The organism is Microbacterium rhizomatis (genome assembly GCF_008710745.1).
GTDB lineage: Bacteria > Actinomycetota > Actinomycetes > Actinomycetales > Microbacteriaceae > Microbacterium > Microbacterium rhizomatis.
The window spans coordinates 339,648-364,259 of the sequence record NZ_VYSA01000002.1 but is presented as its reverse complement, the minus strand read 5'-3'; the positions used below and the strand labels follow the sequence as shown (position 1 = coordinate 364,259).

Annotated in this window: 25 protein-coding genes; 16 read left to right on the top strand and 9 right to left on the bottom strand. The window is 69.6% G+C overall.

Features of this window, described 5'->3' with window-relative positions:
- Position 1 precedes the first annotated feature (1 nt).
- Entirely contained in the window at positions 2–1,084 is a 1,083-nt protein-coding gene (locus tag F6B43_RS19580; RefSeq protein ID WP_170285616.1) for a hypothetical protein, read from the bottom strand.
- Between the two features lie 250 nt (positions 1,085–1,334).
- Here F6B43_RS19580 and F6B43_RS10095 point away from each other — a divergent pair, with 250 nt between their 5' ends.
- Positions 1,335–2,825, top strand: coding sequence for a glycosyltransferase family 2 protein (locus F6B43_RS10095; RefSeq protein WP_150448814.1), 1,491 nt, complete (start codon positions 1,335–1,337; stop codon positions 2,823–2,825).
- Between the two features lie 76 nt (positions 2,826–2,901).
- Here the strand turns inward: F6B43_RS10095 and F6B43_RS10090 are convergent, their stop codons facing one another.
- The 3 genes from F6B43_RS10090 to F6B43_RS10080 all read right to left on the bottom strand — a co-directional run bounded on the left by F6B43_RS10090 (position 2,902) and on the right by F6B43_RS10080 (position 6,408).
- A complete protein-coding gene (locus F6B43_RS10090) occupies positions 2,902–3,864 on the bottom strand; it encodes a response regulator transcription factor (RefSeq protein ID WP_150448813.1) in 963 nt (320 codons plus the stop codon).
- A gap of 143 nt (positions 3,865–4,007) precedes the next feature.
- Positions 4,008–5,066, bottom strand: coding sequence for a glycoside hydrolase family 6 protein (locus tag F6B43_RS10085; RefSeq protein ID WP_246159902.1), 1,059 nt, complete (start codon positions 5,064–5,066; stop codon positions 4,008–4,010).
- Between the two features lie 10 nt (positions 5,067–5,076).
- Entirely contained in the window at positions 5,077–6,408 is a 1,332-nt protein-coding gene (locus tag F6B43_RS10080) for a UDP-glucose dehydrogenase family protein (protein WP_150448811.1), read from the bottom strand.
- A gap of 157 nt (positions 6,409–6,565) precedes the next feature.
- On the opposite strand from F6B43_RS10080, the gene F6B43_RS10075 reads away from it, so the two are divergent.
- A complete protein-coding gene (locus F6B43_RS10075; RefSeq protein WP_150448810.1) occupies positions 6,566–6,877 on the top strand; it encodes a hypothetical protein in 312 nt (103 codons plus the stop codon).
- Between the two features lie 109 nt (positions 6,878–6,986).
- Here F6B43_RS10075 and F6B43_RS10070 read toward each other — a convergent pair whose 3' ends face one another.
- Positions 6,987–7,829: a hypothetical protein gene (locus tag F6B43_RS10070; RefSeq protein ID WP_150448809.1), complete on the bottom strand. Its 843-nt coding sequence runs from the start codon at positions 7,827–7,829 to the stop codon at positions 6,987–6,989.
- 496 nt (positions 7,830–8,325) lie between these two features.
- On the opposite strand from F6B43_RS10070, the gene rplM reads away from it, so the two are divergent.
- The 3 genes from rplM to glmM are packed head-to-tail and all read left to right on the top strand — an operon-like array spanning position 8,326 to position 10,679.
- On the top strand, positions 8,326–8,772 hold the full coding sequence (rplM, locus tag F6B43_RS10065; protein WP_150448808.1) for a 50S ribosomal protein L13: 447 nt from the start codon (positions 8,326–8,328) through the stop codon (positions 8,770–8,772).
- A 30-nt stretch (positions 8,773–8,802) separates the two neighbouring features.
- Positions 8,803–9,306, top strand: a complete 504-nt coding sequence (gene rpsI, locus F6B43_RS10060; protein WP_150448807.1) for a 30S ribosomal protein S9 — start codon at positions 8,803–8,805, stop codon at positions 9,304–9,306.
- 14 nt (positions 9,307–9,320) lie between these two features.
- On the top strand, positions 9,321–10,679 hold the full coding sequence (gene glmM, locus F6B43_RS10055) for a phosphoglucosamine mutase (protein ID WP_150448806.1): 1,359 nt from the start codon (positions 9,321–9,323) through the stop codon (positions 10,677–10,679).
- Positions 10,680–10,694: 15 nt separating this feature from the next.
- On the opposite strand, the gene F6B43_RS10050 is transcribed toward glmM, so the two are convergent.
- Positions 10,695–11,621 (bottom strand): Ppx/GppA family phosphatase, encoded by a 927-nt coding sequence (locus F6B43_RS10050; RefSeq protein ID WP_150448805.1) that lies wholly within the window; start codon positions 11,619–11,621, stop codon positions 10,695–10,697.
- A 31-nt stretch (positions 11,622–11,652) separates the two neighbouring features.
- On the bottom strand, positions 11,653–12,228 hold the full coding sequence (locus tag F6B43_RS10045) for a YdcF family protein (protein WP_150448804.1): 576 nt from the start codon (positions 12,226–12,228) through the stop codon (positions 11,653–11,655).
- 127 nt (positions 12,229–12,355) lie between these two features.
- On the opposite strand from F6B43_RS10045, the gene coaA reads away from it, so the two are divergent.
- The 5 genes from coaA (at position 12,356) to tsaE (ending at position 17,511) form a co-directional block, all read left to right on the top strand.
- Positions 12,356–13,312 (top strand): type I pantothenate kinase, encoded by a 957-nt coding sequence (coaA, locus tag F6B43_RS10040; RefSeq protein ID WP_150448803.1) that lies wholly within the window; start codon positions 12,356–12,358, stop codon positions 13,310–13,312.
- Positions 13,313–13,477: 165 nt separating this feature from the next.
- A complete protein-coding gene (glmS, locus tag F6B43_RS10035; RefSeq protein ID WP_150448802.1) occupies positions 13,478–15,331 on the top strand; it encodes a glutamine--fructose-6-phosphate transaminase (isomerizing) in 1,854 nt (617 codons plus the stop codon).
- Between the two features lie 196 nt (positions 15,332–15,527).
- The gene (locus F6B43_RS10030) at positions 15,528–15,893 is read left to right on the top strand and encodes a holo-ACP synthase (RefSeq protein ID WP_150448801.1); all 366 of its coding nucleotides are present in this window, start codon (positions 15,528–15,530) and stop codon (positions 15,891–15,893) included.
- Positions 15,890–17,014, top strand: a complete 1,125-nt coding sequence (gene alr, locus F6B43_RS10025; RefSeq protein ID WP_211368104.1) for an alanine racemase — start codon at positions 15,890–15,892, stop codon at positions 17,012–17,014. Before F6B43_RS10030 ends, alr begins: the two co-directional genes overlap by 4 nt.
- Before the next feature lie 47 nt (positions 17,015–17,061).
- Complete coding sequence (gene tsaE, locus F6B43_RS10020; protein ID WP_246159961.1) at positions 17,062–17,511, top strand: tRNA (adenosine(37)-N6)-threonylcarbamoyltransferase complex ATPase subunit type 1 TsaE; 450 nt, start codon at positions 17,062–17,064, stop codon at positions 17,509–17,511.
- A 90-nt stretch (positions 17,512–17,601) separates the two neighbouring features.
- Here the strand turns inward: tsaE and F6B43_RS10015 are convergent, their stop codons facing one another.
- Positions 17,602–18,591, bottom strand: coding sequence for an alpha/beta fold hydrolase (locus F6B43_RS10015; protein WP_150448799.1), 990 nt, complete (start codon positions 18,589–18,591; stop codon positions 17,602–17,604).
- Positions 18,592–18,701: 110 nt separating this feature from the next.
- Between F6B43_RS10015 and tsaB the strand changes: the two genes are divergently transcribed.
- The 4 genes from tsaB to F6B43_RS09995 are packed head-to-tail and all read left to right on the top strand — an operon-like array spanning position 18,702 to position 21,575.
- Positions 18,702–19,406, top strand: a complete 705-nt coding sequence (gene tsaB, locus F6B43_RS10010) for a tRNA (adenosine(37)-N6)-threonylcarbamoyltransferase complex dimerization subunit type 1 TsaB (RefSeq protein ID WP_246159901.1) — start codon at positions 18,702–18,704, stop codon at positions 19,404–19,406.
- Complete coding sequence (gene rimI, locus F6B43_RS10005) at positions 19,403–19,993, top strand: ribosomal protein S18-alanine N-acetyltransferase (protein WP_150448798.1); 591 nt, start codon at positions 19,403–19,405, stop codon at positions 19,991–19,993. Before tsaB ends, rimI begins: the two co-directional genes overlap by 4 nt.
- Entirely contained in the window at positions 19,984–21,075 is a 1,092-nt protein-coding gene (gene tsaD, locus F6B43_RS10000; protein WP_425486831.1) for a tRNA (adenosine(37)-N6)-threonylcarbamoyltransferase complex transferase subunit TsaD, read from the top strand. Before rimI ends, tsaD begins: the two co-directional genes overlap by 10 nt.
- Positions 21,072–21,575, top strand: a complete 504-nt coding sequence (locus F6B43_RS09995) for a hypothetical protein (protein WP_246159900.1) — start codon at positions 21,072–21,074, stop codon at positions 21,573–21,575. Before tsaD ends, F6B43_RS09995 begins: the two co-directional genes overlap by 4 nt.
- A gap of 48 nt (positions 21,576–21,623) precedes the next feature.
- Here F6B43_RS09995 and F6B43_RS09990 read toward each other — a convergent pair whose 3' ends face one another.
- Complete coding sequence (locus tag F6B43_RS09990; protein ID WP_150448796.1) at positions 21,624–22,826, bottom strand: THUMP-like domain-containing protein; 1,203 nt, start codon at positions 22,824–22,826, stop codon at positions 21,624–21,626.
- Between the two features lie 215 nt (positions 22,827–23,041).
- On the opposite strand from F6B43_RS09990, the gene groES reads away from it, so the two are divergent.
- Complete coding sequence (gene groES / locus F6B43_RS09985; protein ID WP_150448795.1) at positions 23,042–23,350, top strand: co-chaperone GroES; 309 nt, start codon at positions 23,042–23,044, stop codon at positions 23,348–23,350.
- 169 nt (positions 23,351–23,519) lie between these two features.
- A complete protein-coding gene (gene rarD / locus F6B43_RS09980; RefSeq protein ID WP_150448794.1) occupies positions 23,520–24,464 on the top strand; it encodes an EamA family transporter RarD in 945 nt (314 codons plus the stop codon).
- Positions 24,465–24,612 lie beyond the last annotated feature (148 nt).

Sequence of the window (24,612 nt, the reverse complement as noted above, 5' to 3'; positions counted from 1 at the left end):
GTCACCTCGCCTGGAACGCGGTCACGCGACGCGCGGCTGCGCGGGAGCGCCGGGCGAAGCGATGCAGGTCTGCGGGATCCTTTATGTCGAGCCTCTCCACGAGCAGGTCGGGCGGCTCCGTGGGTGCCCATCGGGGGAGGGCGCGCTCATACGCCGCCTGCAGCCGCGTGCCGATGGCCTCGAGGTCGAGGCCCGAGCCGAATTGGATGGTCACGAGCACCTTCGGTGCCGCCCTGCCGATCACGCTTCCGTCGGGCATCGTGGCGACGGTGGCCCGAGTGAGCGCATCGGTGATCGCGAGCGCCCACGCGCGCCCGAACGCCGCGCGGTGAAGCGTGAGGTCCGGCACCGATGTGGCGATCGTCGTGAAGGCACTCCCCTGAGACATGAGTGCGTCGATCCAGTCGGTGAGGGCGTCGGCGCCGACGACCTGCGAGGGCTGCGCATCGCCCGAACTGCGGAGGATCAGGATCACGCCGATCGTTGTCGCCGCAACGGCAGCGGCGGCGACGATCGTACTCGTCGCCGCGCCGAGAGTGTCCAGCACGAGCGCCGAATCGGCACCCGCGATCGCCATCGCGCTGAGGCGCACGAGGCAATAGAGGCCGTATACCCCTGCGCTGCCCCCGACGAGCCATCGAGCCGCGAGGGGCAGGGTCGTCGCACGCGCACACGTGAGAGCGATCACGGCGCTGAGGAAGGTGAGCACGACGAGCTTCGCGAAGGTGCCGGCGTCCGGAGAGACGAAGAATGTGATCGCACCGACGCCGACGGCGAGCAGAGCGATCGGGGCGATGAAGGTGCGCCCTTTGCCGGCAGCTCGACGGATCGTGGCGACCATGAGGCCGAGCGCGAGAGGCATCGTCACATCGGCGATCACGAGGGGGACGATGAGATCGAAGTCGGAGCCCGACATCGCGTACGAGAGCGTCGAGAGCGTCGCCGCGCACGCGGCGAGAACCGCCAGACTCTGCATCCTCAGCCAGCCTGCGTCGGCCGAGCGTGAACCCTTGTCCGTGGAGAGCACCACGGCCAGGGCGATGCAGCACGCCACCGTGAGGGCGACCGTGTACACCGTGATCATCCGTCGCCCCCGAGCTGTCGTGTGTTGGGTCGGACGCGAGTCGCTCGCTCGGCGGCGGGCGAACCGCGCTCAGCAAATCTTGAGGATTCGTTGAGGCCGCCTCGGCAGAGAACGCACGCTACGTGGAGGTCAGCATAGCAAGATCGGTATCACGAGAGATGCTCCGGCATCCACCTCCGGTACGGGCTGACGATGCCCCGGACCCTCCCCTTCATTCCGCGCCACATCGCCTCCGACCGAGAGACTCGCCATGACCAGCACTCCTGAACTGCCCGCTGTCAGCCGCAGCGAGCTGGCTCTGCGTTCGCGCTCGAAGGCTCCCGTCGTCGTTCCTCAGGAGCCGGTGTACAGCCACGCGTTCCCCGAGGACTTCGACTCGGTGTTCGAGGGATCCTCGACCCAGCGGTCGACGATCGGATGCGTCATACCGGCCTACAACGAAGAGGAATCGATCGCCCAGGTGATCGAGGGCCTCCTGTCGCAGACCCGCGTGCCCGACGTGATCCACGTGGTCGTCAACAACACCACAGACAAGACCGTCGCGCTCGCCTCGCAGTTCGCCGGCCCGCACGAAATCACCACCGAGCTCGGTGAGCAGTTCACCGAGGTCTTCGTGCACGACATCGGCAAGAACCCCGACAAGAAGGTGGGCGCGCTCAACTACGGCTACTCGCTCGTCGAGGGCTACGACTACCTGCTCGGCGTCGACGGAGACACGATCGCAGAGAACCACGCGGTCGAGAACCTCGAGACCGAGATCATCTCCGACACCCGCATCGGCGGCATCTCGGCGATCTACACGATCGACAACAAGCCCTTCAAGGGGCTCGCTTCGTTCCTGATCAGCGGCCAGCGCTCGCAGTTCGCGGCGTTCAACCTGCAGAACCTGCTGCGCGGCCGCAACATGGCCGTCCTCGGTGGGCAGTTCTCGGTCTTCTCGACCCAGGCGCTGCGCGAGGTGATGGAGGCCAACCATCAGTCGACGCCGTGGGTCAAGGACAGCGAGGTCGAGGACTCGCTCCTGTCGCTGCAGATCAAGAGCGCCGGCTACCTCACCAAGATCAGCCCGATCGCGCGCGCGGACGTGGGCGGGATGACGACCCTCAGCGGCCTCGACGCGCAGCAGGTCAAGTGGACGTACGGCGCGATCGAGCTCATGTGGCCCGGTCAGCGAGGCGACACCAAGGGCCAGCCGTTCCACCCGAACCTGCGCATCCGCTGGTTCGAGAACTTCGGCATGCTGACGAACCTGTTCGTGCGCCTCGCGTTCATCCTGCTGCTGGCCGGTTCGCTCTCCCTGAACGCGTTCGTGTTCTCGCCGATCTGGCTCGTCCCGATCGCGATGGCCGTGCTGCTGAACCTGCGCATGGCGTTCACGATGCAGTCCCGCACGCGCAAGGACGTCTTGTTCGCACTCCTGATCGTGCCCGCCGAGCTCTACATGTGGATCCGGCTCTCGCACTTCGCACGCGCATGGACCCGCTTCCTCTCGAAGAAGAAGGTCGACAACTGGGCGATGCAGGCCAAGGCCGAGAAGGGCGGCGGCCTCGGACACTGGACGCCGTTCGTCGTCACCGCCGCCGTGCTCGTCACGATCGCGATCATCTGGATGATGCTCGGCCCCGTGGTTCAGTCGACGATCCTCTGGATCGGCTGGCCCATCGTCGGTGCCGTCACGGTCCTGCAGACCCTCATGATGTTCACGAAGCTGGTGCGCCGCCAGCACGGATATAAGGTCTGAGCGGACACATGTAAATAGAATCGCTCACTGCCGGGCGGAGTCTCTTACTCGGGGGAGGAATGAGACGGCCGCAGCGTCATACCGGGGGAGGTGTGACGTCGGAAGTGAGTCGGTAACCGACGCCCCGTACGGTCTCGATGAATCGAGGCTGTACGGGGTTGTCGCCGATCTTGCGCCGCAGATTCGTCATGTGCGCTTCGATCGCCCGCTTGTCCGCATCGCCGACGAAGTAGGTCGTCACGTACGACTCGCCGCGCAGCACCAGCGTGAGATCTGCCTTGCTGCGCACGCGACGCCGCGATTCCATCAGCGCGGCGAGCAGGTCGAACTCGGTGCGGGTGAGATCGATCTCCTCACCGTCGATCAGCACGATCCGGCTGTCGAGGTCGAGGCGCAGATTGCGGTGCACGAGCCAGTCGCCGTCACCGTGGTCGATCACGCCGACGGCTCCGCTCGTGCCCGAGTCGCCGAACACCGCGGATTCCTGCGGGCCGGCTGTCGACGGTACGACGACCGGGGCAGCGGGGCGCTGAGCTGCGCCGCTGATCTCGGACGTGCTGATGCTCGCGGTCGCCGTGGACGGCCGCGCGCCGGGGAAGGACGGCCCGGCGCTCTCCTGCGTGCGCACCGGCGCGGCGACCGTGGCGCCGGCTCCGGCACGGGGCCGACGCAGCATCGCCTCGACGCGGGCGCGGAACTCGCGCGGGCGGAACGGTTTGGTGATGTACTCGTCGGCTCCGGCGCTCAGGCCGAGTACGACATCCGCCTCTTCGCCCATCGCGGTGATCATGATGATGTACGTGTCGCTCTGAGCGCGGATGCGGCGTGCGGCCTCGATGCCATCGAGACCGGGCATGTTGACATCGAGCGTCGTGATCAGAGGCTGGTACGACAGGACCGCACGGATGCCGTCGATCCCGTTGCCGACGGACACGGTCGAGAAGCCGGCGGCTTCGAGCACCTCGACGAGAAGGTGACGCAGATCGGCATCGTCTTCGACGATCACCGCGGTGCGGCCTGGAGGGCTCGTATCTGTCATTCAGATGCTCCATTCAAGCAAGTTCGGCGCCGGGGGAGGCTCGGGCTCTGGGCCCTCCGCTGAAAGGGAAAGGAGTGCTGGAATTCGAATTCTTGCACACCTGAGCGCGCCGGTCGGATGTGTCCCCCGCATGGGGGACACGGTCATCGAGCGGTGTTGCGGGTCAGCTCGACGGCGGACTGCGCCCACCACGTCCCGGCCGCGGGGCCGCCATTGCACGTACCGTCGCTTTCGCCCGGCGGTTTGATCCAGAGGTTGAGGTCGACGACATCGTCGCCGCTCGTGCCGCCCGCTTCGCCGATGAGCCGGCCCGACGGATTGCACCATTCGCCGTTGGACCCCGCTCCGTTGCGCGATGTGTCGATCACCGCGTGGGCTCCGTCCAACAGAGCCGACACCTTGTGCGCATAGGCGACCTCGTCACCGAGGGCGTTGTAATTCGAGACATTGGTCGCGAAACCGCGGACGCGTTCGACCCCGGCCTGCCGCAGGAGATCCGCCATCTGGTCGGCGGGCAGCCAGGAGGAATGGCCTCCGTCGAGATAGATCCACGTGTTGTCGGCGACGAGGTCGCCGATCGCGGACTGCAGCTGGGTCACGCGGGCATCGACATTTCCGCACTGCGGTGCGAGGGCGAGCGAGTCGGGTTCGAGCATGACGATCGTCGTGACCTCGGGTACCGCCTTCAGCGCGGTGCCGATCTCGGCGACCCAGGTCTCGTAGTCGGCCGGCGCGAGACCGCCGGCGGAGTACTGTCCGCAGTCGCGCTCCGGCAGGCCGTAGACCACGAGCGTGAGTGCGGCATCCGCCGCCTTGGCCTCGTCGAGGAGCGCAGCGACGGTCGCGCCGACGGCACCGATCCCACTGTGCTCGGGGGTCAGCCATACGGCAGTGGGCTGAGCGGCGAGGTAGGCGGCCGCGGTGGCGGCATCCGTCCCCTTCGGTGCCGTGGCGGATGCTTTCGCCGCCGCGGTGTCGGAGGGCACCGAGAGCGCCATCCCGGGGTGAGGAGCCTTCGACGCCGCGGGCTGCGAGGCCGCCACGACGACGCCGATCACGACCCCGATGACCGCGAGGATCGCGACGACGAGGACGGCGAGGATGATCGCGCGCCGGCGCCGCCGTGCGCGGCGCGGCCCTGCGGGCGGCGCCGGCGCCCACGCATAGCTCTGCGCCGGGGTCTCGGACTCGCCGTTGGTCACGAGGTCGAGCCTACGGGCGGCCCATGCCGTAGTAGGTCCAGCCGGCGGCGCGCCAGGCGGCAGCATCCAATCCGTTGCGTCCGTCGATCACGATGCGTCCGGTGGCCAGCGAGCCCGCGTGCGACGGATCGAGCTCGCGGCGGTACTCGTCCCATTCGGTCACGAGGATGATCGCGTCGGCGCCGCGGATGGCCTCGTCGCGATCGTGCACGTAATTGAGCTGCGGGTGGATGCGGCGCGCGTTCTCGATCGCGGCGGGATCGGTCACGGTGACCCAGGCGCCGAGACCGTGGAGGCGGACGGCGACATCCAGCGCCGGCGAGTCGCGCACGTCGTCGCTGTGCGGCTTGAACGCCGCGCCGAGCACGGTGATGTTCTTCTTGAAGACGCCACCGCCGAGTGAGGCGACGGCCAGTTCGACCGCACGCTCGCGGCGGCGGAGGTTGATCGCGTCGACCTCGCGGAGGAACGCGACCGATTCGCCGCGGCCGAGTTCTTCGGCGCGGGCCGCGAAAGCGCGGATGTCTTTCGGCAGGCATCCGCCGCCAAAGCCGATGCCGGCGCCGAGGAAGCGACGGCCGATGCGGGCGTCGTGCCCGATCGCGTCGGCGAGCTGGGTGACGTCGGCGCCCGTGACCTCGGCGATCTCGGCCATCGCGTTGATGAACGAGATCTTGGTGGCCAGGAACGCGTTGGCGGCGACCTTGACGAGCTCGGCCGTCGGGCGGTCGGTCACGATGAACGGCGTGTTCTTCGCGACGGCGGGGTGGTAGACCTCCCGCAGGATGTCCGCGGCGCGCTCGCCGTCGCTGTCGGGCGTTCCGGTGGTGGGGTCGATCGTGACGCCCACGACGAGCCGGTCGGGGTCGACCGTGTCCTGCACGGCCCAGCCCTCGCGCAGGAACTCGGGATTCCACACGAGCGTCGCGCCGGTGGCCTCGATGCGCGGGGCGAGTTCTGCCGAGGTGCCCACCGGGACGGTCGACTTGCCCGCGACCAGGTCGCCCTCGCTCAGATAGGGCAGCAGGCCGTCGATCGCGGCGTTGACGTACGTGAGGTCGGCGGCGTAGCCGTCCTTCTGCTGCGGCGTGCCGACGCCCACGAAATGGACTTTCGCGCCCTTCGCCCGAGACATGTCGGTCGTGAAGGTCAGTCGGCCCGACGCGATGCCCTCGGTCAGGATCTCCTGCAGGCCCGGTTCGAAGAACGGCGCCTCACCCCGGCTGAGGGTGTCGATCTTTCGTGCGTCCACGTCGATGCCGACGACGTCATGCCCGATCGACGCCATCGCTGCCGCGTGCACGGCTCCGAGATACCCACAGCCGATGACCGACATACGCATGAAAGCTCCTCGATAGCTCGTGAGTGCTGGTGCAGTTGCTACTGAACGAGTTCCCTTACTACCAGAGTCGTGTTTCATGCGAGGTTCGCCTGCGTCGCGGCGCGACGCTTCCGCGGACCCCGGAGGTCGCTCGCACACCGGGGCATACACTCGGCCCATGGACGAAGCCGAACAGATGGCCCACCAGCTCGAACGCCTGGTGGGAGACCCCATCGCCGATGCGGTGCAGGGCTTCGTCCGCGTCGTCTCGGTGAGCGAGCCCGTGGGCCGCTTCGGCTATCTCAGCTGCACGATCCGGCTCGCGACCGAGGCAGACGGCATCCCCGAGACCTTCATCGACACCGAGATCGCCACGCGGCGCAAGTGGTGGCCGAAGGTCGGGCAGCGGCTGCCGGCCCGCATCGCGAGATCGCAGCCCGATCGGGTCGACATCAACTGGGATGCTCTGGCCCCCCGCTCCGAGCGCTAGCGCCCCCGCCTCCCCATTTCTTCCCGCGAGACCGGATAGGTGCGACGAGACGGTGGGGATCTGCGGCGGTCTCGTGGCGTCCATGCCGTCTCGCGGATGAGTGCGACGCTCAGCGGAGGGAGGCGGGGTCGGGATCGTTCCAGTTCTGGATCGATTGCACCACCCAGAACGCCAGGAACAGCAGAAGCGCGATCACCTCGCCGACCAGCACCCCGTACGTTCCGCCCGACCGCGTCGCGCCGAACACCGCCAGCACCAGCACGTCGATGACAAGCGCGATGGAGATCACGATGTACGACCCGCGCACCCACCCCGCGACCGGCCGGCGCCCCGCAGGCCAGAACGCCTCGGCGAACGCGACGGCCGCAACAAGCGCGAAGAACACCGCCGCCGCGACATAGTGCGCCCACTGCAGGAACTCCGCACGCCACAGGCCCCACGTGAGACCGACGACGGCCAGAACGATGACGGCGAGGGTGAGCGACAGCATCCCTCCCGCCCGGTCGACCTGCCCGAAGGCGATCAGCACACCGGCGAGCACCGCGATCATCGCGCCCACGACGAGGTAGGTGATGACGCCGTTGTCGGCGTCCGCTGCCCACGCACTCGGCACGCACCCGCTCGCGCACGCGACCGCGACGCCCGGCACCTCGCCCGGCGCAATGACGGTCGGCACGATCGCGATGAGCGGCACGAACAGTGCGGCCGCGTCGAGCAGTACACGCTGGACCCCTCTGCCGGAGAGTGCGAAGAGGAGGGCGGATGCTGCCACCAGCGCCCCCGCGAACATCGTGTGCGCCGGCGTGTAGGCGTAGTGGCTGAGGGAGCGGAGGACCCCGAACTGAGGGATCTCGACCGCAGCGGCGACGAGGATGACCACGACGGTCAGCGCGATCGCGATCCGCAGGTAGCGGTAGGTGCGCTGCAGCGACGTGGTCGGTCCGAGGATCATGGGCCCCACGATCCCCGAGGGCGAGGGTTGCGTCAAACGCGCGAGCGGAAAAGTGAAGCGGCCCGGGGGTCTGGGGGAGCCACGGGCCGCTCTTCCGCGGATCAGGTAACCCGATTACCGTGATCGTGCGGGTGAAATGAGAGCAATCTGGGGGATGCCCTCGATACAACCGTAGATGGACGTCAACATCCTGTCTGTCCCCACTTCGGTGGACACGTGGGGGCGTGGTCGGGATCTCGATACGCTCGCCGGGTGCTCGCTCACCGATCACCCCGTCGAGAGCGGTTTGGATCGGGGATCCGCATGCCGTAAGCTTGACCCTTGGTGTCTGCGCCCTGCTGGCCAGCACTGCGAACGTGAGCCCTCCACTGGCGTGTTCCGTCGCATCTCGACAGGCTCGATGACCGGAAATCGGCTCGACGGCCGCGAGTGCGGAGAACCACCCCGGAGCGGGATTCACGAACATCTCCGTTCGAATCAAGAAAGCAGCACTATTGTGACGCGCACGTACACCCCCAAGGCTGGCGAAGCCCAGCGCGAGTGGTTGATCATCGACGCCACCGACGTCGTTCTCGGCCGACTCGCGAGCCACGCGGCAGCACTCCTTCGCGGCAAGCACAAGGCGACCTTCGCCAACCACATGGACATGGGCGACTTCGTCATCATCATCAACGCCGACAAGGTGGCGCTGACCGGACAGAAGCTCCAGAAGAAGAAGGCCTACCGCCACTCAGGCTACCCGGGCGGCCTGAAGTCGGTCACCTACGAAGAGCTCCTCGCGAAGAGCCCCGAGCGCGCCGTCGAGAAGGCAGTGCGCGGCATGCTTCCGAAGAACAGCCTGGGCGCTCAGCAGCTCAGCAAGCTCAAGGTCTACCGCGGCGCGGAGCACCCCCACGGTGCCCAGCAGCCCAAGGCCTTCATCCTCGACCAGGTCGCCCAGTAAGCGCCTCCCAGACTGACTAAGGACATACTCGTGGCGAAGATCACTGATTCCGTCGACAGCGCGGACACCACCGAAGCACCCGAGAGCTACTCGACCGAGACCCCGGTCGACCAGGAAGCGGTGAGCGCCCCGCGCCCCGTGCTCAGCGTTCCCGGCGCAGCCGTGGGCCGCCGCAAGCAGGCCATCGCCCGCGTGCGCATCGTCCCCGGCTCCGGCACCATCACGGTGAACGGGCGCACGCTCGAGGACTACTTCCCGAACAAGCTCCACCAGCAGCTCATCAACGACCCGTTCACGGTGCTCAACCTCGCGGGCGCGTACGACGTCATCGCCCGCATCTCGGGTGGTGGCCCCTCGGGTCAGGCCGGCGCGCTGCGCCTCGGCATCGCCCGTTCGCTGAACCAGGTCGACGAGGAGAACAACCGCGCGACGCTGAAGAAGGCCGGATTCCTTTCGCGCGACGCGCGCGTCAAGGAGCGCAAGAAGGCCGGTCTCAAGAAGGCGCGCAAGGCTCCTCAGTACTCGAAGCGCTGATCGGCTCCGTTCCGATGCCGCTGTTCGGCACGGACGGCGTGCGGGGGCTGGCCAACGGCCCCCTCACCGCCGACCTCGCGCTCACCCTGGCCCAGGCGGCAGCTGTCGTCCTGGGCCAGGGCCGCACCGCCGAGGCGCGGCGCGCGGCAGGCAAGCGGCTCACGGCCGTGGTGGCGCGCGACCCGCGAGTCTCGGGCGAGTTCCTCGCTGCCGCCGTGTGCGCCGGTCTCGCCTCGTCCGGCGTCGACGTGCTCGAAGCGGGCGTCCTGCCCACCCCCGCACTGGCATTCCTGATCGCCGACCACGACGCCGACTTCGGCGTCATGGTCTCGGCATCGCACAACCCCGCGCCCGACAACGGCATCAAGATCTTCGCGCGCGGCGGAGTGAAGCTCCCCGACATCGTCGAGCAGCGCATCGAAGCGGCGCTGGGCGCACCCAAGCTGCAGCCCACCGGCGCCGGCGTCGGGCGCATCCGCCGCTTCGCCGACGCCGAAGACCGCTACGTCGTGCACCTGCTGGCGTCGCTCCCGCACCGCCTGGACGGGATCCATGTGGTGCTCGACTGCGCGCACGGCGCAGCATCCGGTGTCTCTCCCGAGACCTTCCGTGACGCCGGCGCGCGCGTCACCGTGATCGGCGCCGACCCCGACGGCTGGAACATCAACGACGGCGTCGGCTCGACGCATCTCGACGTGCTCTCGGCCGCGGTGCTCGAGCACGGCGCCGACGTCGGCATCGCCCACGACGGCGACGCCGACAGGTGCCTCGCGGTCGACGCCACCGGCAAGGTCGTCGACGGCGACCAGATCATGGCGATCCTCGCCGTCGCGATGAAACAGCGCGGGCACCTCGTGGACGACACGCTCGTGGCCACGGTCATGAGCAACCTCGGCCTGCACAGGGCGATGGACGACCACGGCATCCGCGTGCTCCAGACCGCCGTCGGCGACCGCTATGTGCTGGAAGAGATGAATGCCGGCGGCTACTCGCTCGGCGGAGAGCAGTCGGGGCACGTCATCATGAGCGAGTTCGCCACGACCGGCGACGGCCTGCTCACCGGCCTGCACCTCGTCGCCGAGATGGCGCGCACCCGCTCGTCGCTGGCCGAGCTCGCATCGGTCATGACGGTCTACCCGCAGGTGCTCATCAACGTGCGCGACGTGGATCGCACCCGCGCCGCGACCGATCAGGGAGTGGCGGACGCTGTCGCCGCCGCAACCGCCGCGCTCGGCGACACGGGCCGCGTGCTGCTGCGTGCGTCCGGAACCGAGCAGCTCGTGCGGGTGATGGTCGAGGCGGCCGACGTCCACGCGGCCCAGACGCACGCCGATGCGCTGGCGACTGTCGTGCGGGAGCGACTCGCCCTCTGAAGCCGCCGGTGAGCCTCAGTCGACGGTCTCGAGGTAGCGCAGCAGCACACCTTCGCGCAGCGCCCACGGACTCACCTCGAGCTGCTCGACATCGAGCGCCTTCATCGCCGCGTGCAGCACGACCGCACCCCCGACGATCTGGAACGTGCGCTCCGGGGTGATTCCCGGCAGCTGCTGGCGCGCTTCGGCGGGCATGGCCGCCATCCGCGGAATCCAGCTCTTCAGCGCCGCACGGGTCAGCACCATGCGGTCTTCGTCGGCCCACCCCGGCTGCACGGTGCCCGCGAGACGTGCAAGGGAGCGGATCGTCTTGGACGAACCGACGACATGATCGTGCGAGGGATGCTCCGCCAGCGCGTCGCGAACGACGGCGAGCTGTTCACCGGCGTAGGCGCGAAGTCGTCGGAGCTGCTCATCGGAGGGCGGGTCGTCGGGCAGGAATCCGACCGTGACACGGCCGGCGCCGAGCGGCACCGACAGGGCGACGTCGGGAACCTCGTTCGCCCCGACCGCGACCTCCAGCGAGCCGCCCCCGATGTCGAGCATGAGGATGTCGCCGGCCGACCACCCGAACCACCGCCGGATCGCCAAGAAGGTGTAGCGCGCCTCACCCGGGCCGTCCAGCACCTGCAGGGGGACGCCGGTGAGCGCCTCGATGCGCCTGATCACCGCGGGGCCGTTGGTGGCTTCGCGCAGGGCCGATGTGGCGATCGTGAGGAAGGCCTCGACCCCCTCGGCCTCGGCCGCTGCGCGCGCCTCGGCGGCAGCATCCTCCAGAGCGGCGATACCCACGGCGTTGATGGCGCCGTCGGGGTCGAGGAAGCGCATCAGCCGCAGCACGCGCCGGAACGAGGTCGAGGTCACGGGGCGCACCCCCGGGCGAGCGTCAGCGACGAGCAGGTTCACGGTGTTGGAACCGATGTCGAGGACTCCGAGGCGCACGTGATGATCGTACTGGCGGCCGTCGGTGCGCTCAGCCGGGCGGGCAGGGGGTGAGCGCGGCCTTCACGAATGCCGTCGACTGGTAGAGGTACTGGTACGCCCAGGCCGAGAGCGTCAGGTGCTCGTCGATGCCGACGACGGTGACCTTCCCCGGGTAGCACTTGTCGAAGATGTACCGGGTGCGTGCGACGTGCGGCGTGAAGGTGATCACGATCACGGTCTGCACGTCGTGGTCCGCGGCGTACGCGGCCAGCATCGCTGTTTCGCCCTTCGTCGTGAAGGGGAGCGGACTCTCGCACGTGACTGCGAGGTCGGTGCAGACGGCCAGGTCGGCTGCCGACTTCCGGTCACCCGGCGGCGAGACCGAGATCAGGGCGGCATCGGCGATTCCGTCGTGTCGCATCGCTTCCTCCAGAGCGATGCGTGCGGGGCTCGGGGGTCCGATCACGTAGATCAGATCGGCCTTTTCGGCGGTCTCCGCCGGAGGGAACACGTACAGGGGGAGGCCCGCCAGTGCGATCAGGACCACACCTGCGACGGCGGTGAGGAGCAGCGAAGGGATGCTCCGCAGCGCCCGAGGATCGATCCAGCGCACGTTCGACTTCATCCCTCCACCTCTCACAGGGACGACGACGGCCACGTACCGCCCATCGTAGGGCGTCACGGCGACCCGATCGTGCGCGGGTGACCGTGCGCGGCGGGCCGCGGCATCCGTCACCCGATACGATGGCGCGATGGCCGCCGAAGACGCCGCGACGGCGGCTCCGCCCGCGCATTCCCTGTACCGCGAGATCGACCGTGCGGAGTGGGCGCGCCTGGCGGCCGGCATCCCGCAGCCGCTGACCGAGACGGAAGTCGTCCAGCTGCGTGGCCTGGGTGACCGCCTCGACCTCGCCGAGGTGCACGAGGTGTACCTGCCGCTGAGCCGGCTGCTGAGCCTGTACGCCCTGTCGAACAAGCGGCTCGGCGTCGAGACCAGCGCGTTCCTGCGCGAACCCGACACGACCACGCCGTTCGTCGTCGCCGTCGCGGGTTCGGTCGCCGTGGGCAAGTCGACGATCGCCCGTCTTCTGCGCGAGCTCATGAGCCGGTGGCCGGACACCCCGCGGGTCGAGCTCGTCACGACCGACGGATTCCTCTACCCCAACGCCGAGCTCGAGCGTCGCGGCATCATGGACCGCAAAGGCTTCCCGGAATCGTACGATCGGCGCGCGCTCCTGTCGTTCCTCACCGAGGTCAAGAGCGGTGCGCCCGAAGTGCGGGCGCCGTTCTATTCGCACATGAAATACGACATCGTGCCCGACGCGCATGTCACCGTGCGCCGCCCGGATGTCGTGATCGTCGAGGGGCTCAACGTGCTCGCCCCGCCGCCTACGCCCAACGACGTGGCGGTGAGCGAGCTGTTCGACTTCTCGATCTACGTGGATGCGGCGACCGAGCACATCACCTCGTGGTTCGTCGACCGATTCCTCGCGCTGCAGCAGGGCGCGTTCAACAACCCCAGCTCGTTCTTCAACGTGTTCGCGCATCTGTCGGCAGACGAGGCGGTGCAGACCGCCCTGGGTTACTGGAACGACATCAACCTCCCGAACCTCGAAGAGAACGTGCTGCCGACGAAGCACCGCGCGACCCTGGTCCTGCAGAAGGCTGCCGACCACGCGGTGGAGCGTGTGCTGCTCCGCAAGGTCTAGCCACGCTCGCGCGCTTCTCATCTCATCGCCGCGAGACCGGATGTGCGCCGCGAGACCGAGGTGAACCGTCACCCTCTCGTCGCGCCTATCCGGTCTCGCGGGCTGGGCGGAGGGGCCGGGATTCGTTCAGGCTCCTTGCATACCCCGGCTCGTACCATGGAGGCCATGTGCGGAATCGTGGGATACGTCGGGCCTCGGCAGAGTGAGAGCATCCTCCTGGCGGGCCTCGCTCGTCTCGAGTATCGCGGGTACGACTCGGCCGGCATCGCCGTGATCGACGGTGACGGGCACCTCGGGATGCGCAAGCGTGCCGGCAAGCTCAAGGTGCTCCGCGACGACCTCGGATCGGATCCCCTGCCCGACGGCACGACCGGCATCGGCCACACGCGGTGGGCGACGCACGGCGGACCCACTGACGGCAACGCCCACCCGCACCTCGCCGACGACGACAAGCTCGCGCTGATCCACAACGGGATCATCGAGAACTTCGCCGAGATCAAGGCCGAACTCGTCTCCGAGGGCTACGCGTTCCGCAGCGAGACCGACACGGAGGCCGCCGCGATCCTTCTCGGCCGCGAGTACCACGCGGCCGGCGAAGACCTCGAAGCCGCGTTCCGCGCCGTGGTCACCCGGCTGGACGGGGCCTTCACCCTCCTCGCGATGCACCAGGACCACCCCGGTCTCGTCGTGGCCGCCCGGCGCAACTCGCCGCTCGTGATCGGCCTGGGCGAGGGCGAGAACTTCCTCGGCTCGGATGTCGCGGCGTTCGTCGAGCACACGCGCAACGCGCTGGCGATCGGCCAGGATCAGATCGTCGCGATCACGCCGGGCGGCGTGACGGTCACCGACTTCACCGGCGAGCCGGTCGAGGTCGAGCCTTTCGAAGTGCTGTGGGATGCTGCAGCCGCCGACAAGGGCGGCTGGTCGAGCTTCATGGCCAAGGAGATCAGTGAAGAGCCCGAGGCGGTCGCCAACACGATCCGCGGGCGCGTGAAGGACGGCCAGGTGGTCATCCCGGAGCTGGACGGTCTGGACGAGCTCTTCTCCGGCATCACCCGAGTCATCATCATCGCGTGCGGCACGGCCGCGTACGCCGGCCAGGTCGGCAAGTACGCGATCGAGCAGTGGGCGCGCGTGCCGGTCGACGTCGAGCTCGCCCACGAGTTCCGCTACCGCGACCCGGTGATCGGGGACGACACGCTGATCGTCTCGATCAGTCAGTCGGGCGAGACGATGGACACCCTCATGGCGGTCAAGTACGCGCGCGAGCGCGGCGCCAAGACGCTGTCGATCTGCAACACCCAGGGCGCGACGATCCCGCGCGAGTCGGACGCGATCGTCTACACCCATGCCGGCCCCGAGGTCGCTGTCGCTTCGACGAAGGCTTTCGTCGCGCAGATCACCGCGCTCTACCTGCTCGGGCTGCACGTCGGGCGCGTCCGCGGATCGCTCGGAGCGACCGAGGCCGCACAGCACGTGCTCGAGCTCGAGAGCATCCCCGACAAGATCCGTCAGATCCTGGAAGACGAGCAGGGCCACATCGAGCAGCTCGCCCACTGGATGGCCGATACCCGCTCGGTGCTGTTCCTCGGTCGCCATGTCGGCTACCCGATCGCGATGGAGGGCGCGCTCAAGCTCAAGGAGCTCGCCTACATCCATGCCGAAGGCTTCGCCGCGGGCGAGCTCAAGCACGGCCCGATCGCCCTCATCGAGCCCGGACAGCCGGTGTTCGTCATCGTGCCGTCGCCCCGCGGGTCTGCGGTGCTGCATCCCAAGGTGGTCTCGACGATCGAAGAGATCCGGGCGCGCGGAGCGCGCGTGATCGCGATCGCCGAGGCGGGCGATGCCGCGGTGCTGCCGTACGCGGATGAGGTGCTCCGGATTCCGTTGGCCGGTCCGCTCTTCGAGCCGCTCCTGGCCGTCGTGCCGCTCCACATCTACGCGATGGGCCTGTCCACAGCCAAGGGACTGGACGTCGATCAGCCGCGCAACCTGGCCAAGTCGGTCACCGTCGAGTAGCGGCATCCGCGGGTCGTCCGCGACCGTTGTCCGCGCGCAGACCTGCACAACGCAGGATCGATGTGGCCGACGTACGCGCCGAGACGCGGAATTCCGGCGGTGGTCTTCTCCGCGCGGGCCGGTCGTCCTGCGTTGTGCGCGCCGGGCGGACGATAAAGTGGCGGAGGCCGCGACCGCGGCGGAAAGCAGGGGTGCGATGATCGTCGGCATCGGCGTGGACCTCGTCGACATCCCCCGATTCGAGCGGTCGCTCGCACGGACCCCGAGGCTGCTCGAGCGGCTCTTCGCCCCCGCTGAACGCGTGCTTCCGCCACGCTCGCTCGCCGCGCGATATGCCGCGAAAGAGGCCCTGATCAAGGCGCTGGGCGGCTCGGAGGGCGTGCACTGGACCGAGATCGAGATCACGCCCGAGCCATCCGGACGCCCGTGGTTCACGCTCACCGGATCGACGGCCGCGGTCATCGAGGAGCGGGGGATCTCGAGCATCCATCTGTCGATGAGCCACGACGCGGGGCTCGCGACCGCCTACGTCGTCGCAGAGTCGGCGGGGGTGAGCGCATGAGCCGCCTGCCCGACGGGGTCATGCGCGAGGCCACCATCGATGTCGGCGCGATCACCGCGAACGTGCGGCAGCTCCGGCGGCTCACCCAGGCCGAGATCATCGCCGTCGTCAAGGCCGACGGCTACGGTCACGGCGCGGTGCGCTCGGCCGTCGCCGCGCTCGCCGGCGGCGCGAACCGCCTCGGAGTCGCCGACATCGCGGAGGCTCTGGCCCTGCGCCGCGCGGGGATCAGCGAACCGATCCTCGCGTGGCTCCACGCCCCGGGCGCCTCGTTCGCCGAGGCCGCGGGCGCCGGTATCGAACTGGGCATCTCGACCTTCGACCAGCTGATCGCCGCGGCGGCCGGCGCCTCGCACGACCGTCCCGTCGGCGTGCACCTCAAGCTCGAGACCGGTCTGTCGCGCAACGGCATCGCGCCCGAGGACTACCGCATCGTGTTCTCGGAGGCCGCACGCCTGGAGCGGATCGGCAAGCTCCGCGTCATCGGACTGTTCAGCCACCTCTCCAACGCATCGGCTGACGACGACCGAGCCGCGCTGCGACTGTTTCACGAGGGGGCGGGGGTCGCGGCATCCGCAGGGCTCGCGCCACCTCTTCGGCATATCGCCGCGACGCACGCCGCCCTCGCCCTGCCCGAGTCGCGCCTCGGCTGCGTGCGGATCGGCCTCGGGATCTACGGTCTGTCGCCGTTCGCCGACCGCACCTCCGCCGACCTCGGTCTTCGTCCCGCGATGACGGTGCGCGCCGCAGTCGCCGCCGTGCGGCGCGTGGGGGCGGGGCAGGGCGTCTCGTACGGCTACGACTACCGCACCGACCGCGAGACGACGCTCGCGCTCGTGCCTCTCGGCTATGCCGACGGGATGCCGCGGCAGGCGTCCGGCGCGGGCCCCGTGATGATCGGCGGACGCACGTTCCGGGCCGCGGGCCGCATCGCGATGGACCAGTTCATCGTCGACGTCGGGGACCACCCCGTCGCGATCGGCGACGAAGCCATCGTCTTCGGCGATCCGACGCTGGGCGTGCCCTCCGCCGAGGCATGGGCGGATGCGGCGGGCACGATCAACTGGGAGATCGTCACGCGCATCGGGCCGCGGGTGACGCGCCGGCAGGTCTCGGCGTGAGCCTCGACGCTCTCGCCGGTACCCGCGAGATCTCGACGGCGGCCGAGATGGAAGCCTGGGGCGAGCAGCTCGGACGGATGCTCCGACCCGGCGACCTCGTCGTGCTCACCGGCCCGCTCGGGGCGGGCAAGACCACGCTCACGCGCGGGATCGCAGACGGGCTCGGCGTGCGCGGACCCGTGCAGAGCCCGACCTTCGTGATCGCCCGCACCCACCCGTCCCTCGTGGGCGGCGCACCGCTCGTGCATGTCGACGCGTACCGCCTGGGCTCGGCGCTGGAACTGGACGACCTCGACATCGACGTCGAGTCGTCGGTCGTGATCGTCGAATGGGGTCGGGGGATGGTCGACGGCCTCCGCGACACGTGGTGGGAGATCAAGCTCGAGCGCCCGGTCGGTGGCCGGGGGGCCGACACCGCGTGCGGTGACATCTCGCGGGCGGCGGCCGCGCTCGACGCCGATGTCCCGCGCGTCGTGACGCTCAGTCGGCGGCCGTAGGCTGGGCCGCCCTCGCACGACGGGCCGGTCATGTCGGTGAGAGTTCGTGGGGCGGGCGTGTCTGCCAGCTGGCGGACACGGGGTGCGGGTTCACATGGAGATCAGATCGCGCGCCGGCAGAGACGCTGCATCCGCCGCAGAAGCAGGCGCCTGCCGACGCATGCCCGCCAGCGCGGAGATCACGGCAAGAACGGCCGCGGGGCGTTCGACCTGCGCGAAATGCCCCGCGTCGTCGAGGGCGACCTCGTGGAAGCCCGGAATGAAGGCGGCGAAAGTCGCCGCATCCGCCGCTCCCGCGAAGACGTCGACGACGCCACGGACGGCTCCCACCGGGCAGGTGATCCGGCGCCACGTCGACGTGTCGTAGGTGCCAGCGAGGGCTGCGGCGCGAGCGAACGCGGAGGGACGCACCTCTGCGGCGAGGGCGTCGATCACCGAGGAGTGGACGGTCGACGGGTGCGCGAACAGCGGCGCTGACAGGTGGCGCAGAGCGCCGACGCGGTTGAGAAGACGGACCACCGCCCGGCCCGGGCGGCCGAGGAGTGCGAAGAGTCGCATCGTCAGCAGCATCCCGGCGAAGGGTGCGAGACGGAGTCCGCCGCGCACCGGGCGCCGCACGGCGTCGATCACTCCGGCCCCGCTGGGTGAGATGAGCGCGACGCTCAGAGTGGCGGCCGGCGCCGCAGCGGCGAGGTCGAGCGCGACGAACCCGCCGAGGGAATGGCCGACGACGCGCCACGAGGTGTAGCCGAGGGCGCGGGCCACGTCGATGATGGCCTCAGATACGTCGCGAACCGAGGCGGTCGACGGCAGGTCGCCGCTCTCGCCCCACCCGGGCAGGTCGGGGATGATCACGTCACCCAGGGGCGAACCCGTGCGGTCGGATGCGGCGAGCAACGGCGTCCACGTGGTCCACGAGCCCGCTGCGCCATGGAGGAGGATCGTCGCGGTCGTGGTGTCGGGGGTCCGTCGTCCGGCGCGGACGACGATCCGGCCGACGCGGGTCGGCACCGTCGCGCGCCGCAGTCCGAGGGAACGCTCATGGTCGGTGAGAGCGGGGGAGCGGCGCGAGGTGGGCATGTCTGTTGTTCGGCGCGGACGGCACAGCGGTTTGGCTCGCGGGAGTTCGCCTGCGCGTCGGGGATGCGGGAGGTCGAGGAAGCGCTGTGGAGCGCGACTACCCTGGGAGGGTGAGTCTCAGCCCGGCATCCGCGAACCCGCCCGCAGGCTCTGCGCGCCCGGCATCCGCGATCCTGAGCATCGACACGTCGGTCGGAACCGCGGTGTCGATCGTCGAGTCCGACGGAGTCGTCCTGTCGGTCGCCGCGAGCCCGAATCCGCTCGGCCATGCCGAGGTGATCGGCGGATTGCTCGTGCGGGCGCTGGCGGAAGCATCCCTCACGGCGGCCGGCATCGCCCATGTCGCCGCGGGCATGGGGCCCGGGCCGTTCACCGGCCTGCGGGTCGGGATCGCCGCCGCCCGCACCTTCGCCCAGGGCCGGGGGGTGCCCGTCGTGCCGGTCGTGAGCCATGACGCGATCGCCCTCGAGGTCTTCCTCGCCGACGCGCTGACGGATGCTGAGACCCCGCGTTTCGCGGTCGTCACCGATGCGCGACGCCGCGAGTTCGCGTACTCCGTCTACGACGGCATCGACGACGACGGGCTGCCGATCCGCTCTGCCGGCCCTGAGCTCATCGCCCGCGATGCTCTCGACGAGCGGCTCGCGGCCCTCGGCGCCCGGCGCCACGATGCCGCGGCGGTTCCCGCGGCGATGCTGGGGCTCGCCGCATCCCGTGCGCTCGGGGCCGGCCGCACGATCGGACCCGACGACGCCCTGTACCTGCGCTCGCCGGACGTGACGGTGTCGGCGGGGCCGAAGCGGGTCACACCGTGAGCATCCGGAGGGCAACGACTGCCGACCTCGGGGCGATCATGACGCTCGAGCGGGCCTCGTTCCCGACCGACGCCTGGTCGGACGCGATGATGCGCGAAGAGCTGTCGTCGCCGCACGGCTGGTACGTCGTCGATGAGTCGGCCGGAACTGTCGTGGGGTATGCCGGGCTCCGTGCACCGCGCGGGTCGTCCGACGCCGACGTGCAGACGATCGCGATCGCCGAGGCATCCAGGGGCCGCGGCCGAGGCCGTGCCCTGCTGACCGCGCTGCTCGCGGAGGCGGCAGAGCGCGCGGTGAAGCAGGTGTTCCTCGAGGTGCGCGCCGACAATCCCGTGGCCGAGGCGCTGTATGCGTCGGAGGGATTCGCCGAGATCGGGCGGCGGCCCCACTACTACCAGCCCGATGACGTCGATGCGATCGTCATGCAGCTCGACGTCCGCGTCTGGGTGCACGCCCGGGCCGGTCGCACGGCCGAGACCACTCTGAACGACACCGGCGCTGAGAGGGCGGAAGCGCCCGAATCTCCCGGCGCTTCGACGCCGGCGGACGGTGACCGGCCCAAGTCCGACGCGGGAGCGTGCACGTGAACCGCGACGAACCCCTCGTGCTCGGCATCGAGACGAGCTGCGATGAAACCGGGATCGGGATCGTCCGCGGCCGGACGCTCTTGAGCAACACGATCGCCAGCAGCATGGAGGAGCACGCCCGCTACGGCGGAGTCGTGCCCGAGGTCGCCGCCCGCGCCCACCTCGAGGCGCTGCAGCCGGCGATCGCGGCGGCGCTCGCCGAGGCATCCGTCTCGCTCGACGAGCTCGATGCGGTCGCGGTGACGAGCGGGCCCGGCCTCGCCGGTGCCCTCATGGTCGGCATCGGGGCGGCCAAAGCGCTCGCCGTCTCGCTCGACCGGCCGCTGTACGCGGTCAACCACCTCGTCGGGCACATCGCCGCCGACATCCTCGACGCCGACGCACCCCCGATCGAGTACCCCACCGTCGCGCTGCTCGTGAGCGGGGGGCACACCTCGCTGCTGCTGGTCCGCGACCTGACGACCGACGTCGAACTGCTCGGCGAGACCGTGGACGACGCCGCAGGCGAGGCGTTCGACAAGGTCGCGCGTCTGCTGGGGCTTCCCTACCCGGGAGGTCCCGAGATCGATCGGGCGGCTCGTGACGGCGACCCCACGGCCATCCCGTTCCCGCGAGGCCTTTCGCGCGCGTCCGACATGGACAAGCACCGCTACGACTTCTCGTTCTCGGGGCTCAAGACCGCCGTCGCCAGATTCACCGAGCAGCAGCAGGCCGCGGGGGTCGAGGTCCCGGTCGCCGACGTCGCGGCGAGCTTCCGCGAGGCGGTCGTCGATGTGCTCATCACGAAGGCCCTCGACGCGTGCGCCCGCTTCGATGTGCCGCGCCTGCTGCTCGGCGGGGGCGTCATCGCCAACCGGCGTCTTCGCGAGGTCGCGACGCTGCGAGCGGATGCTGCGGGCGTCGCCCTCCGGATCCCCCCGCTGTCGCTGTGCACCGACAACGGGGCGATGATCGCGGGGCTCGCGGCCGAGCTCATCCGGTCGGGTCGTCCGGCGTCGACGCTGGGGTTCGGCGCGGACTCGACGCTGCCTGTCACCGAGATCCAGGTGGCCGAAGACCTCGACGCGGGAGGGGGCCGATGAACGACCCCGACGGCGTGCCGGCCGCAGAGCCGGGCCCACCGCCTCGCCTCCGTCGGGATCTCAGCCCCGCGCCCCGCCTCGATCCTCCGCTGCTGGACAGCCCGAGCGCCGACGTCGAAGCGGCCGCCCAGACCTCGGTGCTCCCCGGTGAGCACCGAGGCGGCTTCTCGCGGCTCTTCACCGCCCCGGTCGGAGTGGCCGAGCAGGCGCACGTCGACCCCGACGAGCAGGAGGAATGGGAGACTGTCGAGCCACCGCGCCTCTACCGTGGGATCGCCGGCTGGGCGCTGGCCTGCTCGATCGTCGCCCTGATCACGTCTCTCTTCGTCGGCTGGGGCTTTCCGGTTGGCGTCATGGGGGTGATCGCAGGGATCGTGTCGCTCCGCCGCCCCGTCGAGAGCCGCGCCGTCGCGATCTGGGCGGTCGTGCTCGGGAGCGTCTCGGTGCTGTACAGCGCCGGCTGGCTGGTCTGGGCCGCGATCCAGCTGCAGGCGGGCTGATCTCGATACGCTCGCAAGCTCGCTGCTCGATCACCGCGGGTATCGCGGTCACGCCGCGATTCGGTCGGCGAGGATCGCCGTACGCGTGCCACCGACGCGCGTGAGGAGGAGGGTCGCCGACGCGTCACCGCGCAGCTTGAGCGTCTTGCGGAGCGCGGCGGGGTCGATATCCACTCCGCGCTTCTTGATCTCGAGGATGCCGATTCCGCGCTCCCGCAGCGTGGCGCCGAGCGCCTTCGTGTCGGCGGGCAGCACCTCGCGCACCCGGAACGATGAGACGAACGGGCTCGTGAGGGCCTCATCGCCGGTCAGGTAGGCGATGCCCGGCGCGAGCATTCCGGCTCCCAGCGCCCGCGCGACGTCGCCGATCAGGCGAGCCCGGATGACCGCGCCGTCGGGCTCGTGCACGAACGCGCCGAGCGCGCGCACCGGCTCGTCGAGGGCATCCGCTGCGCTCGTCAGCTCCCACGAGCGATCACCACGGGTCACGAGCGCCGCGCGACCCACCCCTGGTCTGGCCAGCGCCCCCGACCACAGCACGAGTTCGATCGTCGATCCGTCGGCGCTCACCCACTGAGCCTCGACGCCGTCGGGAATCGCTCCGCGATCGAATCCCGGCCCGAGCTTGATCCCGGTCGGCACCCGCGCCGCGAGCGCGAATGCCCACTCGAGCGACGGCGTGTAGTCCTCGGCGCGGAGCCGCGTGGTCTCGGAGTGACCGGCCGTACGCCGAGCCGGGTCGAGCCAGATACCGCGTGACGCGGCGGATGCGGTCGCCTCGGCCTCCTCCGCACGCCCCTGCTTCACCGTCACCGCGTCGCCGAACGGAGCCAGGTTGTACGCGGCGATCGCCGCAGTGACCTCGTCGGCGTCGACCGCTTCGACGCGCAGGCCGAGCCCGGCGAAGCCGAGCGCGTCGCCGCCGATGCCGCACCCCAGGTCGGCGACGGTCGTGATGCCGGCATCACGGAACCGCGCTGCGTGGCGCGCCGCCACCGAGAGGCGGGTGGCCTGTTCGAGCCCCGCGCGGGTGAACAGCATCCGCTCGGCGAACTCGCCGAACTTGACGCGCGCACGCACGCGCAGCCGCGCCTGCCCCACGACGGCCGAGACCAGGGCGGGCGGGTGGCCGGCCGCGCGCAACCGCGAGACGGCCCGTGTGACATCGGCGGCGGATTCCACGGGGGGCAAGGCGTCCAGCAGTCGGAGTCCCTCGGGGGTCAGCAGCGCTGCGAACTCTTCGAGGTCCATCCCGCCAGCCTATGCGCGTTGCGCCCGGGGGAACGAGGCCGCCGCCGGGCGAGAGCGGAGCCGAAATGACGGCCGAACACCACAGCCGAACATGACAGTGAATTGGCACTCGCGTTGCACGAGTGCCAGCACTTGCCTACACTGGCGTTAGCACTCTCATGCAGTGGGTGCTAATCAGACTTCGTGTCAAGATCTCAAGAAAGCAGAGGTAGACCGTGACGGTTTCCACTCAGGTTTCCATCAAGCCGCTCGAGGACCGCATCGTCATCCGTCAGGTCGAGGCTGAGCAGACCACCTCCAGCGGTCTGGTCATCCCCGACACCGCCAAGGAGAAGCCCCAGGAGGGCGAGGTCGTGGCGGTCGGCCCCGGTCGCATCGACGACAACGGCAACCGCGTTCCGCTCGACGTCGCGGTCGGCGACCGTGTGATCTACAGCAAGTACGGCGGAACCGAGGTCAAGTTCGGCGCCGACGAGTTCCTCGTGCTCTCCGCTCGCGACGTGCTCGCCGTGGTTGTGCGCTGACCCGCGATAACCCGTAGACAGAAGGACCCGGATGCTGCGGCATCCGGGTCCTTCTTCGTTCGGCGGCCTGCCGCCCGCTGGCGGGAATCGAGCGACCTTCGGCAGAGACCCGACGTCCGGCCTCTCTCCGGACGGGCTCGCAGCCGTCGGTCCGCCCTAGTGTGGAAGAGTGACCGTCGACACCGCTCCCGCTCGGGAGAGGACTCTCGGCGGCGCCTACGCCCTCCTGGCATACGTTCTCTGGGGCTTCCTGCCCCTCTACTTCCTCGCACTCGCACCGATCGGGCCGTTCGAGCTCGTCGCGTGGCGCGTGCTCCTCTCCCTCGTCTTCTGCGCGCTGCTGCTGACGGTGACCCGCGGCTGGGTGGCCCTCGGGCGAATCATGCGCCAGCCGCGCCTGCTCGGACTCACCGCGCTCGCCGGGGTCCTGATCTACATCAACTGGCAGGTCTTCGTGCTCGCGGCCCTGTCGGGGCATGTGATCGAGACGAGCCTCGGGTACTTCGTCAACCCGATCGTGACCGTGCTCCTTGGCGTCCTCCTGCTCCGCGAGCGACTGCGGACCCTGCAATGGGTCGCGATCGGGATCGCGGCGATCGCGGTCGGGGTGATCGTGGTCGGCTACGGCACCTTCCCGTGGATCGCGATCGCCCTCGCCCTGTCGTTCGGCACGTACGGACTCGTCAAGAAGACCATCGGACCCTCCGTGGACGCGGTCAGCGGCCTGACCCTCGAGACCATGTGGCTGATGCCCGTCGCGGTCCTGACGCTGGTCGTGGTCTCCTCGATCGGCGGGATCACGGCGTTCTCGGAGGGTCCGTGGCACATCGTGCTCCTTCTCGGCGCCGGAGTCATCACCGCGGTGCCCCTGCTGCTGTTCGCCTCGGGCGCGCGACGCGTGCCGCTCTCCGTCATGGGACTGCTGCAGTTCGTGACGCCCATCATGCAGTTCGTCATCGGCGCGTGGCTGCTCGGTGAGCCGATGTCGCCCGAACGCTGGGTCGGGTTCGGGCTCGTGTGGCTCGCCCTCGTGCTGCTGACCGTCGACTCGCTGTCGGCATCGCGCCGCCCGCGCACAAGGACCGATGCGTCGGACGTCGCCGAACTGACCTGAACGATCTCGCCCCGTGCTGCGCCGGGCAGCAGCATCCCGGTCTGCGAGATTCCTCCTTCATAACGATTTCGTCGCAGATCGTGAACGATTGCCCGAGTGAAACATGTTTGTGACACATGCGGGATAGCTTGGCGCGCAAGCGGACGAG